Origin of the sequence: Microbacterium sp. NPDC060117, from assembly GCF_042729315.1 — a bacterium.
GTDB lineage: Bacteria > Actinomycetota > Actinomycetes > Actinomycetales > Microbacteriaceae > Microbacterium.
In genome coordinates this window covers 567,524-585,144 of sequence record NZ_JBHWXR010000004.1, presented here as the reverse complement: position 1 = coordinate 585,144, position 17,621 = coordinate 567,524, and the positions used below count along the sequence as shown (strand labels likewise).

Annotated in this window: 1 protein-coding gene (cut by a window edge); it reads right to left on the bottom strand. The window is 71.5% G+C overall.

Annotated features, from left to right (window positions below; translation table 11 throughout):
• Positions 1-17,621, bottom strand: the 5' portion of a protein-coding gene (locus ACFWCK_RS18390) for an Ig-like domain-containing protein (RefSeq protein WP_378807243.1). 12,634 nt of this gene lie to the left of the window's left edge; 17,621 of the gene's 30,255 nt are visible here — the first part of the coding sequence; the start codon lies at positions 17,619-17,621; its stop codon lies beyond the left edge, outside the window.

The following is a 17,621-nucleotide window of genomic DNA, read 5'->3' as shown; positions in this document are numbered from 1 at the left end:
GTCTGGTACTGGGTGGCCTGCAGGCGCACGAAGATGCTGTCCCCTGCCACGAGGTGATCGATCGGGATGACGTACGCGGGCGTCTGCGGGTTCGCGATCGCGGGGTCGCGCAGCAGCGTCTGCAGGTCGAGGTACTGGCTCGTGCCGGAGTTCGCCGTGAGGTCCTCGTCGTGCCCCGCCCACTGCACGAGGTCGATGTTGAGGTACGTGCCGGTGGCGGCGATCGAGGTGCCGGCGGCGAGGTGCAGGATGTTCGTCCGGATCAGATCGGTGTGCGGGCCGCTGAACGCGGAGCTGGATCCGCCGCGCACCGTCGACGAGGAGATCGATCCGGTACTTGACACGTCCGTCTCGCCGATCGGGTTGAGGATCGTGCCGTTGATGAGCAGATCGGGCGAGGAGGTCGGGGCGTCGTTCGTGATCGTCACGAGCGTCGGGTCGACGTGGCGCACGATCGCGAACATCGCGGTGACGGTGGGAGCGGCTAGCGTCACCGTCGGCGTGCCGACGTTCAGCACGGTGATGTCGTCGATCACGAGCCGCTGGGTGGAGTGGTTGAGGATCGTCACCGCTCCCCAGTTGTCGCGGTAGTAGAACGTGCCCCAGTAGTGGCTCGACACGTTCGCGCCGCCGTTGAGGGTGTTCTGGATGGTGCCGCCGCCCGAGCTCATCAGCACGTCGCCGGTGTCGTGGTCGACGAGGTCGTTCACCTCGATCACGGGCGCGCCGCTGAAGTCCGTTCCCGGCGCGGGGTTGCTCACCCCGTTGACCGTGATGTTCACGGCGGTCACGACGTGGCCGTCCGGGCCGATGACCAGCAGCGGGCTCGGGCCCTCATGGATGATGACGTCGGCGTTCCAGTCGACATGTCGGGTGCCGGTGTTGTCGACCGGATCGCCTGGTCTCGTCTCCGCCTGCACGTACAGCGCGAGGTGCGTCTGGCCGGCGGGGTGCGCCAGGTGCCACGGCGACGGGTCGGCCGGGTCGAGGCTCTGATCGTTCGTGTTCACGCCGTACTGGATCCGCGTACCCGCCTCGACCGTGACCCCTGCGTGGGCCGCCGCCGTCTCGGAGAACTCGAGGTTGTCGTAGCCGTCGCTGTACGACGGGCCGATGCACCAGCATTCGGGGTCGTCGTCGTGCGAGCGCGCGTTCCCGCTGTGGAAGGCACGCAGATCCACGCCGCCGTCGCCCTCGACCCAGGTGGGCGTGCCGGTCTGGCCGTCGATGAGCGCGGTGTCGCGGCTCTTCAGCTCGGAGACCGCCTTCGCGGTGGCGAACCCGGCGAACGCGATGAAGATCGACTTCGAGTGGCTCGTGATGTTCGACCCGGTGGTGGTGGCCAGCACGTTCACGGATCCGCCGACGACGTGCGCCCCGGCGCCGATCACGGACGCGGTGTTGTCGGTGAGGTGCACCTCGGCGTGCGAGATGGATCCGCCGGCCAGTCCCCCGCTCTCCGTGTCGCCATCGGCGTTCGCTACGAAGGTGGCGGTGGAGAACACCCGCACCATGCCGCCGGCGGTGATGCCCACTCCGCTCGCGTTCACCTGCGTCCCCGCGGTGTTCCCGGTGATGCCGTCGGGACCGGTGCCGATGAAGGCCGAGGTGTTGCCGGTGCCGTCGACGTGCGAGGAGACGCCGGCGCCGGAGATGAGTCCGCCCGATCCGTTGCTCGTGTTCGCCGTCGCGTTCGTGTGCGTCGTGGCGCTGATGCCCACGTTGCCGCCCGCGGTGATCGACGCGGCCGCGTCGTAGGCGCGCACGGTCGGGTTGACGGTGGTCTGCGCGGTCTGCGAGGTGAAGGAACCCAGGCCCCCACCGCCGCCGTTGGCCGAGGCGTTGGTGACCCCGGTGCCCGGAGGCGGCGAGGCCGCGCGCAGCGACGACCCGTCGGCGGTGAGCAGCTTCTGGGATCCGGTGAGCGAGCCGGTGAGCCGCAGCACGAGCTGCTGCGTTCCGGTGCCCGCACTGAGCGCGGTCCCGGCCAGGAACAGCGTCTGGTCGCCGAACACGTGCGCCGTGCTGAGCGACTGCCCGGTGAGGGTGATCTGACCGGACCCGTTGCGGCTGCCGACCGTGTAGGTGCTGCCGTCGGTGAGGCCGATGCCCGCGGGGGCGAACGCCTGCACGTCCCGCGACTCGGGCGGGGCGGAGATGTGGATCGGGGTGACGACGGAGGCGGCCGGGCAGGCGGCGTCGCCGGCGTGGCCGACCGCGTCGCAGTAGGTCGCGGCGAGGCGGATCGCGTACGCGCTCTGGCGGATCACGTAGTAGGTGGCGCCGACCGTGAGTTCGGGGATCTTGTGCGAGGCGTCGCTGATCCGGTAGATCACGGCCTGGCCGTCGTGCAGGTTGTGGTCGGAGAGGGTGACGGCATGCGTGATCGGATCCACGTTCACCGTGGGCAGATAGACGTTGTAGGCCGATCCGCTGTCGCCGGTGACGTGCCCGCTGCCGTCGACCGTCACATCGACGGCGTGGTTGCAGTACGCGCACGCGGGGTGGCCGTTGATGGCCGGGATGCCCGCCCCGTGCGTGAACGTGCTCGCCGGGGCCGAGCGATAGGTCACCTGCTGGCCGGCCGTGAACGGCGTGCCGCCGATGAGGTTGCCGCTCACGTCGCCCGTCTGGAACACGCTGGCGGCCTGCAGCGCATCCGCCTGGGAGGTGTAGAGCGCGATCGTGTAGACGTCGATCACGCGCACGTAGTAGACGCCGCCGTCGGTCAGGCCGATCGACGAGGCGTGCGCCGGGTCGTAGCGGTAGATGAGGGCGTCGCCGTTCTCGAAGTGGTGCGGCCCGCTGAAGCGCAGCAGCCCGCGGGACGTGTCGACGCCCGACGTTCCCGGCACCAGGCTCAGCGCGTCGATCGACGCCGCGGTCCAGGTGACGCCGAAGCCCAGGTGGTCGGGGTCGGGGTCGCCGTTCACGACCGGCACGACGACCGAGTACACGTGCCCGTTGCGCAGGCCCCCGATCGGGCTCGAGGAGCTGTACTGAACCTGGTCGCCGGTGGACAGGCCGTGCTGCGGGAACAGCACCGTGTCGTCGGGCACGGCACCGCCGTCGACGTTGAGGCCCACGATGTCGTCGGTGAGCAGGGCCCCCTGCGGGTCTGCCAGCGACTGCGCGTCGAGGGTCACGGTGCCGCCGGCGAGGATCGTGGTGTTCGCGCCGAAGTGCGCATCCACCGTCGGGGACGTGGTGGCGTCCGCGCCCGGCAGGCCCACGTTGGCGATGCCGCCGCCGACCACCTTGGCGGTGCCGACGGCCTGCGCGCGATGCGAGATCGCGGTCACGGTGACGCCGTTGGTCGCTCCCGTGCCGAGCACCACGTGCACGCCGGTTCCCAGGTAGGCCTTGACGGTGGGGTTCGCGGTGGCCGAGCCGACCGCCGCGCCGATCGTGAGACCGATCGAGCCGGCTCCCGCCTTGGCGCCGGCGCCTGCGACGGCCGCGTCGTCGGCGGTGACCGCGAGGGATCCGGGCCTGCCCGACACGGTGCCGACGGTCGCGCCGTCGTCGACGAAGGCCGAGACCGTGCCGCCGACGGTGGCGACCGCCTTCATGTCGGTGCCGGATCCGAGGATGCCGCCCGCGCCGCCGGTGACGTTGGTGAGCACGATCGCCCCGCGACCGGCGTGCACCGTGATGGCCGTGCCGGGGCTGTGGATGTTCGCCGATCCGCCCAGCGCCGCCGCGTCGGTGCCGTCGATGGCGCCGGTCGCGGAGACGGCCGAGACGCCGACGGCGAGCGAGACGGAGACGATGTCGAGGGTGGTCGTGGTCGCATCCGTCGCGTCGGTCTTGACGGAGAGTTGGCTGCCGGTGACGAGCTCGCCGCCGAAGGCCGCGCTGCTGCCGCCGTGGTCGGCCGCGGTGGATCCGATGATCCCGACGCTGATCACCAGCGAGGCGTTGACGCTGCTCGTGGTGGAGACGACGGTGTTCTTCTTGACGGCGCTGATCGTGGCCGCCCCCGACAGCGTGACCGTGCTGTGCGCGCCGACGGCTGCGGTGACGAGGGCCGAGGACTGGATCGTCGCGTGCGCGTCGTTGGCGCCGCCGGCCCCGAGTCCGCCGATGCTCAGCATGTCGGTGACCGAGGACGCGTTGTTGGTGCCGTTCGCGGTGACCGAGAGCGAGGCCGCATCGACGCCGACGTCGACCGAGGCGGTGGTCGCGGCGGCGATGTCCGCGGTCGGCACGCTGACGCTGATACCGACGAGACCGCCTCCCGAGCCCATCTGCGTCTTGGTGTAGGCCGTGTTGTGGGACTCGGCGTCGAACGTCACGGGGCCCGCGCTCGTGATCGTGCGGGACGCACCGGCGTAGACGGCGACGGCCTCGACCTTCGCGGCCGCGCGGATCTCGGCGTCGGCGAGGCTCACAGAGATGCCCGCGAGGCCGCCGACGCTCACCACGAGCAGCTGCGCCTCGGCGCGGTTGGCGCCGATCGCGCTGACCGCGACGCTCGCGGAGCTCGTCACGCTGCCGGAGAGCTCGGCGTGCATGGCGCCGCCCATGAGGGCCTGGGCCGCGAACACGGCGCCCGCGCCCACGAATCCGGCGCTCAGGTTCCTGCCGATCGCGATCGCCTCATTGCGCGCGTTCGGTCCGTGGATGTCGGCAGTCACGTTGACCGTGCCACCGGAGGTGATCGAAGCGTCCGAGCTCACGGTGGCCGCGATGTCGGCACCGTCCGCGATGGTCGCCTTCGCGACGCCGACGTTGAGCGACAGACCGGCGATGCCGAGGATGTCGACCTCCGCGTTCGCGTGGTTCTCGCCGCTCGCGTGAACCGTGACGCTCGCGGATCCGCCCACCCGGCCGGTGAGCTTCGCCGTGGTGTGCCCCGAGATCGTGGCGATCGGGATCATGGCGGTGATCGCCGCGGCGCCGATCGCGACGCCCGGCGTCGTGGCGCTCACGACGTTGCTCGCGTTCGTCTCGACGTCCACACCGCCGCTGGTGGTGACGTCGCCACCCAGTTCGGACTCGGTGTGGCGACCGCTCGACGCGATGAGCAGAGTGAAGCCCACCGCGGCGGCGCCGGTCGAGATGTTCACCGCGACCGGCGTCATGTCGGTGCGCGTTCCCGTAGCGCTCACCGTGACGCCGGCGCCGCCGATCGTGACGGATCCGTGCGCCGCGGCGGCGGCCCGGGTGGTGCCCGTGTAGTTGAGGATCGCGACGATGCCGCTGATGCCGGCGAGGATGCCGCCCTGCGCGGAGACCGCGAGGATCTTCGGGGTCACGTGATCCGTGGCGGTGACGGTGATGCCGCCGATGGCGCCACCGGATCCGATCCCGACGTTCCCGATCGTCGCCGTGGTGTCGCCCGAGAGGTTCAGCACCGCGACCGCGACGCCCACCGCGCCGGCGGCGAGCGTGATGCCCACCGCGTAGGCGGTGATGGTGCGGGTCGCGAGGGTCGTGACGTCGATGGTCGTGCCGGCCTGCGGGATGCTCGCGCCGCCGTCGATGTGCGCGGCCTGCGCGCTGGTGTCGTTCAGCACGACGATCTGGCCCGTCACCGAGATGCCGGCGACGGAGCCGGTGACGGCGATGTCGGTGACGTTCTCGGTGAGGTTCGCGTGCACGCCCACGGTGCCTGCGGCGGAGAGGCTCGCGGTGTTCGCGACGCCGGCATCGGTGTGCAGGCCGATCGTGAGCACCGAGATGCCGGCGCCGAGGGCGCCGAGCCCCACGCTGGCGGCACCCGCGAGCACGACGACGTCGAGGCGGTCATCGGCGGTGATCTGCACGTCGGACTGCAGGGAGTGGACGGTGCCGTAGATCGTGGCGGAGGTGCCGGCGGGTGGCGCCGGGTGCCCGACGGTCGGGTGGAACGTGTCGGCCGTGACGGATCCGCCCGGCGATGCCGCGACGAGGCCCTGGTTCGCCCGATCGCCGCCCGAGTAGACGTAGCTCGCGTAGGGCGCGTTGATCGGGGTCCACTTCGCGCCGTCGGCGGCGATCGACGCGCCGGAGGTGAAGGCGACGTTCGCCTGGTAGTAGTGGCCGGACCCGTCGGTGACGATCACGCCATTCTTGTACGCGTGGCCCGCCTGGTAGAGCGCGACCTTCTGCGCGGCCGTGCCGCTGAGCGCGCTGCCCCATCCGTCCCCCGAGCCGGAGGCCGTGCCATCGGCCTGGTCCTGCGCGGACATCGCCCCGCTGTCGCCCGTGGCGGCGCTCTTCGGGTCGGACAGCTCCCAGTAGGCGCTGTCGCCGGTGTTGTGCGCGTTCGTGGGGTCGCTGTTCTTGCGGGCGACGTAGGTGTGCCCGGAGGCGGTGACCACGTCGCCGGTCGTGTAGCTGTTCGCCGCGGAGTAGGCCCCGCGCTGCGGCCCGTTGGCGTCGGAGTTGTACTGGTCGGTGGGGGTCGTGCCGATCGACCAGACCGACACGGCGCCGGCGAGGCCGACGAAGCCGCCGCCGACGCTCACCGCATAGCTGGCGACGTGCTTGATGGCGAGCGCGTTCACCGCCACCGCGCCGTTGGCCCAGACGTCTGCGGTGCCGATGTAGCTGGTCACGCTGACGTTCGCGACACCGATGTCGATGCCGCCCGCGGCCCCCACGAACCCGCCGGCCACTCCGCCCGCGAAGGTGAGCGAGTCGAGGCGGTCGGTCGCGTTGACCGCCACCGACTGGTTCGCCGCGACGCCGCCGAGGATCGTGCCGGATCCCTTGTTCACGGTCGTGCCGTCGTCGATCCAGGCGCCCGTGGCGACCGTGAGGATGCTCACCCCGACGTTGCCGCTGACGCCGACGAATCCGGCCGCCAGTCCCGCGACGATGCCGAAGAGCTTCTCGGTGGATCCGGCCTGCACGGCGAGTCCGTGCACCGTCTGCGACCCGAACGAGTCGTTCGCGATCGTGCCGTCATCGATGCAGGCCTCGCCGGTGCTCGGGCAGCCGTACCCGGCGCCCGTGCCCTTGACGACGACCGTGTTGTCCGTGCCGAGGTGCGCCTGGGTGCTCTTCGTGGCCACGACCACGTCGACGCCCACGCCGACCCCGACCCAGCCGACGGCGAGGGACGCGGTGACGAGGATCAGCGACGTGTCGTCGGAGGCGAGGACCGCGATGTTGCCGTCCGAGCGCAGCGTGACCGCGTCTCCGGTGTACGCGTTCGTGAAGGTCTTCAGGACGGTGACGCCCACGGTGCCGGCGACGCCGACCGTGGCGCCGGCGGCGGCGAGGTTGACGGAGACGACGGCGTCGCTCGTGTGCGAAACGACCTCGATGTCGTGGCGGGCGTTGACGATCGCGTCGTGGTCGATGTAGGCGTCGGCGTGCAGCTCGACGACCCGCACGGCCGCGGAGAGACCGACGGCTGCGGTGCCGCTCACCGCGACGGAGGCGGCGAGGCCGAGCGTGCGGTAGTTGTTGCCGGCGGCGACCCGCACGGACTGCCCGGATCCGGCGGCGGGGTCGTCGGCCGCGCAGGCCGCGGTCGCGCAGTTGATCTCGGCGTGGTCGCCGATCGATGCGGTCGTATGCACGGTCAGCACGGAGATGGATCCGGAGAGGTTGACGGCGACCGTCCCTGCGACGCCCGCGGAGACGCCGAGAGAGGCGATGTAGTCGCTGTTGGTCGCGGTGACCGCGACGCCGGAGAACCCGGACGAGGTGCCGGTCGTGATGGTCTGCGGGCCGGTCTGCCGACCGTCGGCGCCGGGGAGCTGTCCGGAGCGGACGAAGCTGTGCGAGCGGCCGGCGCCGGTGGAGCTGAAGGCGATCGGCACGGTGGCGCCCGGCACGGCCATGCCGTCGTGCGCGCAGTCGTCGGCGTTCAGCGTGGCCTCGCACTTGGTGCGGGCGATCTGGAAGTGGCTCGGGGTGTGGTCGACGACGTAGTAGGTCGCGCCGTCCACGAGTCCGCCGATGGGGGTGCCGCCGCCGGCGCTGTACACGACCGGGTCACCGTTCGCGGCGTTCGGGTCGTACGGGAGGACGATGTAGTTCGAGCCGACGTCGACGCCGGGGTTGAAGCGCGGCGCGTCGTCGCCCGCGGCGCCCGGGGTGTTGGTCGGGATGAAGCGCTGCGATTCGCTCATCATCCCGGAGGGCAGGGTCATGCCGGTGATGATCGGGGAATCCGGGTTCGGCCCGCGGATCTGGATGCACGTGCCGCACCCGTTCACCAGGTGGACGAAGTACGTCGCGCCGTCGGAGAGCCCCGTGATGGGCTTGCCGCCGCCCGCGTCGTAGACGACCTGCTGGCCTTCGACGAAGTTATGGGTGTAGCCGAGGTTGATGGTGGTGCCGTCGAACATGAGGCCCTGGGGGGCCGGCGAGTTCGGCAGCGGGCCGCCGGGGTAGCCGCCCTGGTACCCGCGCGGGTCGAAGCGCGTGTCCGTGCCGGAGGTGATGTAGCCGCCGGTGTTCACGGTGCCGTGCGTGGTGGCGCCGCCGAGCGCGGTGACGATCGCGGAGGAGCCGATCGTGGCGTTCGTGGTCTTCGTGACGACGGGCACGGCGACGCCGGCGCCGATCGCGGCGGTGCCGCCGACGCTGATGTTGCCCGCGATGACGAAGAGGCTCAGGGCCTCGTCGGCGGAGACGATGACGTTGCCGCCGGCGCGGACGTTCGCGCTGGATCCGATTCCGGCCGTCGTCGTCACGCTGATCACGGGGACCGCCGCATTGACGGTGACCGCGGCCGTGCCTCCGGCGGAGACGCCCGCGGAGATGGACTTGATGTCCTCGCTCGAGGTCGAGGTCACGACGACGTCGCCGTTGGCGTGCACCGTGGACGACGAGCCGATCGTCGCCGAGGTGGTCTTGTGCAGGTCTTCGACGTCCAGCCCGACCCCGACGCCCGCCGTCCCGCCGACCGCCACCGCACCCGCGAGCGCGAGGATCGTCGTCGTGTCGGACGCGGTGACGGCGACCGATTGCGAGGTGTGCGCACTCGAGTTCGTGCAGCCCACGCCGACGCAGTTCACCGTGGTGCTGGCGCCGATCCCGGCGGTGGTCACGTCGGTGAGCACGTCGATCGAGACGGATCCTGCGACGCCCGCGTTGTTGCCACCGGCGCCGGCGACCGCGACGAGGAGGACGTCGCCGACCTGCGTCGCGGAGACCGTGAGCCCGGTGGCGCCGTCGGCCTCGATGTCCGCGTGGTCGCCGATCGTCGCGACCACGTCGCCGTTGCGGACCAGGAGGGCGAGCGAGGCGCCGACACCGGCGCTGCTCGTGGAGATCGCGACGTTGCCGGAGGCGATGCTGAGCTTGTCCGCGTGGTCGGAGGCCGTCACAGCGATGTCGCCGCCGGCGTGCACGACCGCGTTGTCGCCGATGGTCGCCGAGGTGGCGTGGTCGCCCGGGTTGATCACGATGACGGCGAAGGTGCCGGCGACCGCCGCACTCGAGTCGGAGGCGCTGCCGCCGACGACGATCTCGAGGAGGTTCTCGGTCGAGACCGCGGTGACCGCGACCCCGCCGCCCGCGGCGACCTTCGCGCCGGCGCCGATTCGCGCCTTCACGTCCTTCGTCATGACGAGGACGATGATGGATCCGGCGACCGACGCGGATCCTCCGCTGAGGGCGAGCCCGCCGGAGACGTCCACGATGTTCGTGTCGTCCTGGGCGGAGACGGTCACGGACTGGCCGGAGTCGCCCGTCGTGGTCTGGTTGACCTTCGCGCTGTCGCCGATGTACGCCTCGGTGTCGAACAGGAGCACGTCCACCACGACGGTCGCGCTCACGGCGAGTCCGTCGCCGCCGACCGCGCCGCCGAGAGCGAAGGACGAGATCGCGGGAAGGTGGTCGTCGATCGTGCTGTTACCGGTCGTCGGTGCCAGTGGCGCGTAGGTCTGGTGCGCGGTGACCCCGATCGCGCCGGAGGCCTGCAGGGTCGTCACGGCGGAGGAGCCGGTGCAGTCGGGATCCGTCGTCGGATCCGTCCCCGAGCACACCGAGGCGACGGTCGACACGGCGGGCAGGATGTTCACGGCGAACGCGCCGCCGATGCCCTTGCCGCTCGTCGACAGCGCACCGGAGAGCGCGAGGTTCAGCAGGCGCATGTCCGTGACGGCGTTGACGTCGATGCCTGCGGTCGAGGTGACGGTGGCGCCCTGGCCGATCCGTGCCGCCGTGTACAGGTTGAGGACGTTGATGCCCGCCGACGCGGCGAAGCTCGTGCCGGACTTGCCGCCGGCGGCGGCGAAAGCCCAGATGATGAAGTCGTCGTGCTTGCCGGCGGGGGTGATCGCCTCGACGGTGACGCCGGCTCCGGTCACGGTGGCGCCCTGCAGCACGTGCGCCTTGTTGGTGAGGTTGAGGTAGTTGAAGCCGACCGCGGCGCCGATCTCGGTGCTGCCCGAGGTGAGGTCGAACGCGGTGCTGATGGCCTTCGCGGTGTTGCCGGTCAGATCGGACGCGCTGACCTTCACCGCGCCGCCCGTGGCGGTCACCGTGATGCCGCCGCCGATGCGCGCCTCGTTGGTCGCCTCGATCCAGTTCCAGGCGATGGAGGCCGCGATGCCGGTGCCGCCGCCGCTCTGGCCGGTCTTGCCGCTCGAGCTGCTGTTCGCCGACGTGGTCTGGTCGTTCGACTTCGGGGTTGTCTTCCCGTCCGTGGTTCCCGTGGTGTTCGGGTTGTCCTTGATCTGCTGGTCGGACTTCTTGTCCGAGTCGTTGTCGCCATCGCTGCTGCCGCGCGCGCTCGCGGTGGCGTTGGCGGCATCGGCCAGCTCCGAGGTCGCCTCGATCGTGACGGACGTGCCGCTGATCGTGCGGTCGATCGCCGCGAGGGTGTTCCAGTCGAGGACGACGTTGAGGGCGACGATGGCGCCGACGGCGACGTCCTTGCTCGCGGCTTCCGCCTTGCCCGAGGTGTCGATCTCGTTCGTGTGCTCGGCGCTGACCGTGACGGTGCCGGTGGCGGTCAGGGTCGAACCGGTGCCGAGGCGGGCGATCACGGTCTCGTGGTTGCTCACGACGAGCGCGACGGCGGGAGTGATCGCGGGGTTGTCGCCGCTGGTCTTCGTGCCCGCCTCGACCTCGGTGGAGATCTGCCGCCACCCCTTCGCCTCGATCTCGATGTTGCGGCCGCCCGAGATGGTCGCGCCGTTCGCGACCTCGGAGCGCACCCGGTTGGACGGCAGCAGAGTGACCGGATCCTGGCCCGCGAGGATGTTCATCGCGACCGAGGCGCCCACGCCCACCGAGTCGCCCGTCTCCGCCTTGCTCGTCGCCTTCGCCGCGTCGCGCTCCGTGCTGCGGCTCTTCAGAGTCAGGTCGTCCGTGCTGAGGGTGATCGAACCGCCGGTGGGCACGACCGCCTCGGTGCGGTTCTTGACGATGTTGATCGCGACGGATCCGGCGACGCCGATCGTCGTCGAGTCCCCCGCTCCGGACTCGGCCTGAGCTTCGAACTCGTGCTCGTCGAGCCGGAAGATCTGGTCGGTGGTGGGCGACGACGGCAGGTCGATGCCGTGGCTGAAGGTGCTGCCCAGCGAGGTCCAGGCGTGGGCGCCGGACCCGAACCGGTAGAGGCCGGCGCTGTGGCCGAGCCCGTCATCGGCGGTGAGCTGGTAGTAGTCCTTGTCCTTCGGGCCATCGGTGGGCAGCTTCTCGCCCGATTGGTCGCCGGCGTACTGCCATGCCGAGCCGTCCCAGCGGTACAGGCTGCCCTGCGCATGGCCGGCGTTCGGCACGGTCAGGACGCAGAAGGCCGGGCTCGAGGCGTGCGCGCAGTCGCTGAGCTTGTCCTGCTCCGGGACGACGCCCGTGAGCACCGCGCTGCCCCAGCTGCCGCCGGAGGAGTACTGGTAGACGCCCTTGCCGTTCGAGCCGTCGTCGGCGGTGAGCCGGAAGTACTGGCCCGCGTAGGGTCCGGGCAGGTCCTTGCCGCGATCGATGATGTCCCACGACGTGCCGTTCCAGTGCCGCAGCACGTCGTGGTTGTCCGGGTCCGCGATGTCGGTCATCCGCGCCTCGGCGTCGAGGCCCGTGGCGACCACGGTCGAGTCGCCGGTGCTGGCACGGTTGGTGACGTCGACGGAGTTCACGCCGACGCCCGCGCCGACGCCGACGGCCGCCTTCGCCGTGGTGTCGCCCTTGCCGTGCGCGGACGAGTCGGTGTGGGCCGAGCTCAGGAGCGTCAGCACGCCGCCCGCCGTGATCGTCAGGAAGTCGGCGACGGTCGCGGTGCTGACGGTGGTGACGATGTTGATCGCGAGGGCCGCGGCCACCGACAGGGACGGGGAGCTCGACCCGCCGCTGTTGTCCTGGCCGTCGGCGGTGCCGGTCTTCGGAGTCGAGGTCTTGCCCGAGTCCTTGCCTGCGGCGTTGTTGTCCTTCTGCGTCTTGTTCGCATTGCCGAGGTTGTCGTCGGCCTTGCTGTTCGTGTCCTGGCCGTCGTCCGAGGCGCCGCTCGCGGAGGCCTCCGCCTCGCTCGTGGTCTGCGAGCTGCCGGTCGCGGAGAACGAGATCGCGCCGCCGGCGCTCAGGCTGCGGTCGGTGTGCGCGTCGACGGTGTGGTTCACCACGGCGAGGGCCAGCGACAGGCCGATCCCGGCCGTGGAGCCGACCGTGGTGTCGCCCTTGGCGGTGGTGTCGACAGCGCCCGTGAACGCGGCGGTCACGGAGATCGCTCCGGTCGTCTGCACGATCGGGCCGGCACCGAGAGCGGCCACAGACGATTCGTTCGCGATCGATACCGCGACGGAGGGGGTGACGGTCACCTTGCCGCCCTTGCCTCCCGCATCGGTCTCGTTCGTCAGCGCATCGGCGTTGGTCGAGTTCAGCGTGATGTTGCGCGCTCCGGTGACGGGCGGTCCGTTGGCCGCCGAGCTGTTCAGGTCGAAGCCGGTGAAGACGTCGTTGTTGACGAGGTTGAGGGCGACGGACGCGCCGATGCCGACGGTCGCGCCGCCGGACTGTGCGGCCGCCGCCTTCGTCGTGCTGCTGCTGGAGGATCCGCCCGTCATCGTCACATCGCCGACGCCCGTGATCACCACTCCCCCGCCACCGACCGGCGATGCGAACACCACTGCGGTGGTCTTCTCGTTGAGCAGGTTCATCGCGAAGGCGCCCGCGAGACCCAGCGTGCCGTCGGAGCTGGACGCGCCGGCCGTCGCCTCGGCATCGATCGTGTGCGTCCCGTCGGGGACGGTGTTCATCAGCGCGGTGAGCGTCAGTCCGTGCAGTGCGGTGACCGTGCTGCCGACGCCGATCGACGCCTGGTTGGTGATGTTCACGAGGTTGACGGCGACCGCCGCGCCGATCGTGAGCGACGACCCGGTGCTCGCCGTGCCGGTCGCGATCGCCTTGGCATGCGTCGTGTTCGTGGTCGCCAGGGTCACCTGTCCGCCCGAAGCGGTGACGGACTGGCCGTCCGCGAGCTCTGCCGTCGACGTGGAGTCGACGATGTTGAACGCGATCGCGGCCGCGACGCTGATCGATGTGCCGCCGCTGCCGCCGGCGCCGTCGCCGGACTTCGCCGCCGGGGTCGTGGAGCGGCTGCCCTTGCCGCCGTTGGCGGTGGAGCGCCCGTTGGCGAAGCCTGCCTGGCTGTCTCCCTTGCCGTTCACCGTGGTGGTGTCTCCGCTCGGGTCGCTCGCGGACTTCTCGCCCTTCGCGCCGGCGACGCTCGCGGTGGCCTCCGTGTCGGTGTCGCTCGCGTCATCGGCCTTGAAGCTGACATCGCCGCCGCCGGAGACGGCGTTGCGGGCGAGGGAGGAGTCGGCGCGGTGCTTGGCCAGGGTCATGGCGAAGGACGCGCCGATCGCCAGGTCACCGCCGTCGGTGGCGCCGGTGGCCGTCGTCACGGCCTTCGCGGTCTGGCTCGCGTGCGCGGCGATCGCGCCCGTCGTGTGCAGGTCGGCGCCGTCGGCGATCCCGGCCGACGTGGACACGTTGTCGACGTTGAGGGCGACCACCGCGGTGAACGTCAGGCTGCCGCCGCCCTTCGCTCCGCTCTTCGCCGTCGTGCCGCTGTCGCTCGCGCCCGTGGCGTTCAGCGTCAGGGCATGCGCACCGGCGAGCGTCGCCCCGCTCACGACACCGGCGTTCGTGGTGTTGTCGACGATGTCGATCGAGATCGAGGCTCCGACGCCGATGGACTTTCCGGTGCCGTCCTTCTTCGAGGTCGCGTCCGTGCGATCCTGCACGTTCGAGCCGCCGGTCAGCGTGAGATCCGCGTTGACGGTCGGAGTGCCGCGCACCTCCGCGAGGGTCTTCAGAACCGCGACGTTGATCGCAAGCGAGCCGGCGACCCCGACCGAGCCGCTCCCCGCCGCGCCGGACTGGGCGCTCGCGCCGTATTGCGACTGTCCGGGAGCGAGCGCCTCCACCGTGACACCCGAGGCGTTCAGAGTCGCGCCGCCGCCGAGGTACGCCTCGGTCGTGAACGTCGCGACGTCGACGGCGATGCCGATGCCGATGCCGCCGGATCCGTCGGCGCTCCCGCCGGACGCCGATGCGGCGTCCACGTTCCGGGCCGCGGCGTGCACGGTCTGCGTGCCGCCGGTCGTCGTGATGACGAGAGCACCGGCCGTCGGGGCGATGAAGGCGTGCGTGCCGCCCGTGAGCGCCACGACGCCGAGCGCGCCCGCGATGCCCGTGCTGCTGCCGCTCGTGCCGCCCGCGGGGCCGTCGGCGGACTGCGCCTGGCCGTTCGCACGGCTCGGGTCGTTGACGCCCTTGTCGTTGCCGGTCGAGCCCTTCGGGCTGGTCTGCGCGGTCGCGGTGGCGGTGTTGTCGCTGTCCGCGGCGACGGTCAGCGCGCCCGCGGTGATCGCCGTGCTCGACGTGGAGTCGATCGAGGCGGTCGTGTTCTGCGAGACGATGATCACCGCGATGCCGGCGCCGCTGGTCGCCGGGGTGGCGTCGCCCGTCGCGGTGACGTTCACGTGGTTGTTCGCGTGCAGCGCTGCCGCACCGGTGGCGGACAGGCTCGCCGTGCCGGTCAGGGTGGTCGACGCGTTGCTGAAGACTGTCACCGTCGCGACGGCGGCGTCCTGCTGAGCCGTGCTGCCGTCGCCGCCCGCACTGCCCTGGCTCTTGCCGCTGTCGACCTGCGGGTTCGCCGTGCCGTGCACGTCGGAGGTCGTGGTGAACGTGGCGGTCGAGCCGCTGCTGAGCTGAGCGGATCCGCCCACCGAGACCGTCGCTCCCGCATCGAGGAGGAGGTTGTCGGTGTACTTCTCGTCGGCCGTGAAGGTCGGCACGGTCGCCGTGGCCGACAGGGACAGCGCTCCGGTGGTGTGGATCGAGCCGCCCTGCACGGTGACGGCCGCATGGTCGCTCACGATGATCCCGTAGAACGAATCGGGAGTGACGGTGGAACTGGCCGTCGCGGTGAGGCTGTTCGCCGTGACCGCCGCATTCGCGAAGCCGATCGACGTGTCGGCGCAGTGCGTCGCGAGCGTGCCGTTCACGAGGCAGGAGAGGGCGTTCGAGAGTCCGCCGGTGACGGTCTGCGTCGCGGTCAGCGACACGTCGCCTGCGGTGAGGGACATACCGCTGTCGAACAGGATCTGGCGGAACACGACCGTGAGGTTGGCGGCGGCCAGGTTCAGGGCGCCCTGCAGATGCAGGATGTCGTTGCCGGTGCCGGTGATCGTCAGCGAGTTCGTCGGGATGACGAAGTCCGTCACCTCGGCGGCCCCGGGGCAGTTCATGTTCATGCTGCCGGCCGTCGCCGACGGCGACAGCGTGCAGGTCGCATCCGCGCCGCCCAGGTCGAACGCCACATCGGTCGAGGTGTTCATGCTCATCGGCGCGATGCGCGAGTAGTCCACGGTGGTGCGGTCGAGGACGACCGTGCCGGAATGCGCGTCGACGGGCCGGGAGACCGTGCTCGCCGCCGTGCCTGCGAAGTTCAGGGTGTTGTAGCCGTCTCCGCCGTCGAACCGGACGGTGAGCGCCGGGTCGACCGCACCGCGGTCGATGACGAGCGTGTCATCGCGCCCGCCCTGCACGTCGATCTCGGTGAGACCGGCGTAGCGCGTCGAGATCGTACCCGCCGCCGTGGTGAAGGTGACGGTCCCGTCGGCGTGGAACGCGAGTGTGCCTGTGCCGGTGGGCAGCTGGACGCTCCAGAGGGTCGGGGGCGCGGCCGGGGCCGACACGGCGGCGGTCGTCGGGGCCGCCGCAAGTGTCGCGCCGGAGGTGGTGGAGGTCGTCGTCGGGGCCGGGGCCGCCGCAGGGGTCGCGCCCGGGGTGGTGGAGGTCGTCGTCGGGGCCGCCGCAGGCGTCGCGCCGGCGGTGGTGGAGGTGGGGGCAGCGGCGCCGGTCGCCGCGGACGTCGAGCTCGCGGACGACGCGGGCGCCGGCGCGGCTGAGGGGTCGACGACGGGCGCAGGGCCGGCGGAGGGCGCCGGCGAGGGGTCGGCCGCAGGGGCGGGAGCCGGGTCCGGTGCAGGGGCAGGGGCAGGAGCAGGAGCAGGATCGGGAGCCGGCGCGGGAGCCGGCAGCAGCGAAGCATCCACGCCGTAGCTCTCGCCGGCGGAGAGCGAAGGCGTCATCACCGTCCCCGGCGTGTGCCCGAGGCCGAGCACGTGGCCGAGCTCGTGGCGCACGACGGTGAGCAGGTCCATGTGCGCGGAGGCGGGATCGCCGGGGAACGTCACGTCCCAGCCCCACCCCGCCGCGTGCGCGTCGATGATGACGGATCCGGAGTCCTCGCTGCCGAGCCAGCCGGCGTCGAGGTCGCCGACGGTCGCGCTGAATCCGGAGAAGTCCGCGTTCGGGTCGACGGCCTGCCATTCGGCCTGCGCCTGGGCCACCGCGGAGTCGAGCTCGCCCTGGGTGAGCACGGCGGAGGTGTCCACCGGCGTCGCGGGGGCCGCGTCCGCCATGATCGGCGAAGGCGAGGGGTCCGGAGTCGGGCTCGGAGTGCCGGTGGTTCCGGATCCGGTCGTCCCGGTCGACGTGTCGGACGATCCCGTGCCCGTCGACCCGATGCCGGTCGAACCTGTCCCGGTCCCCGTCGTACCCGTCGACCCGGTGCCGGTCGAACCCGTGCCCGTCGAACCCGTGCCCGTCGAACCGGTGCCCGTCGAACCGGTGCCGGTCGACCCCGTGCCCGTCGACCCGGTCGCGGGCGTGCCCGAGCTGCACGTGACGGAGTTGCCGTCGGCGCTGCGCACGCAGTGCATCTGCGAGCCCTGGTTCGACGGGGTCGGATCCGTCGTCGCCGGTGACGCGGCGGGAGTCACCGTCACGACCGTGCCGGGATCGCTCACCGGCGCCTCGACGACGCCCGATGCCACCGTCCCGGCGTCCGCGACCGGGGTGACCTGGCTCGCGGCGTCCACCTGCGCCTGCTGCAGCGCGGCCTCGTATGCGGCCTTCTCGGCGAGGTAGGCGGCCAGCGCCTCCGCGTACGCCGAGAACTGCTGCTGGGCGATCAGCCCCTCGAGCCGTGCCCGGCTGTTCGCAGCGTCCGCGGCGACGTTCGTCATCGCGGGAGCGGGGCGGGACGGGACCGAGGCGGGTGCGGCCACCGGCGGAACGGCCGAGGCGCTCGCCGGGAACGACATGACGAGCGCGGTCGCGAACGCGGCGACCAGCGCCACGGCGCGTGTGCGCCAGCTGCGCACGATCGGAAGATCCGACGCGCGCCGCCCCCTGTCATCCGTCCTGGTCGACAC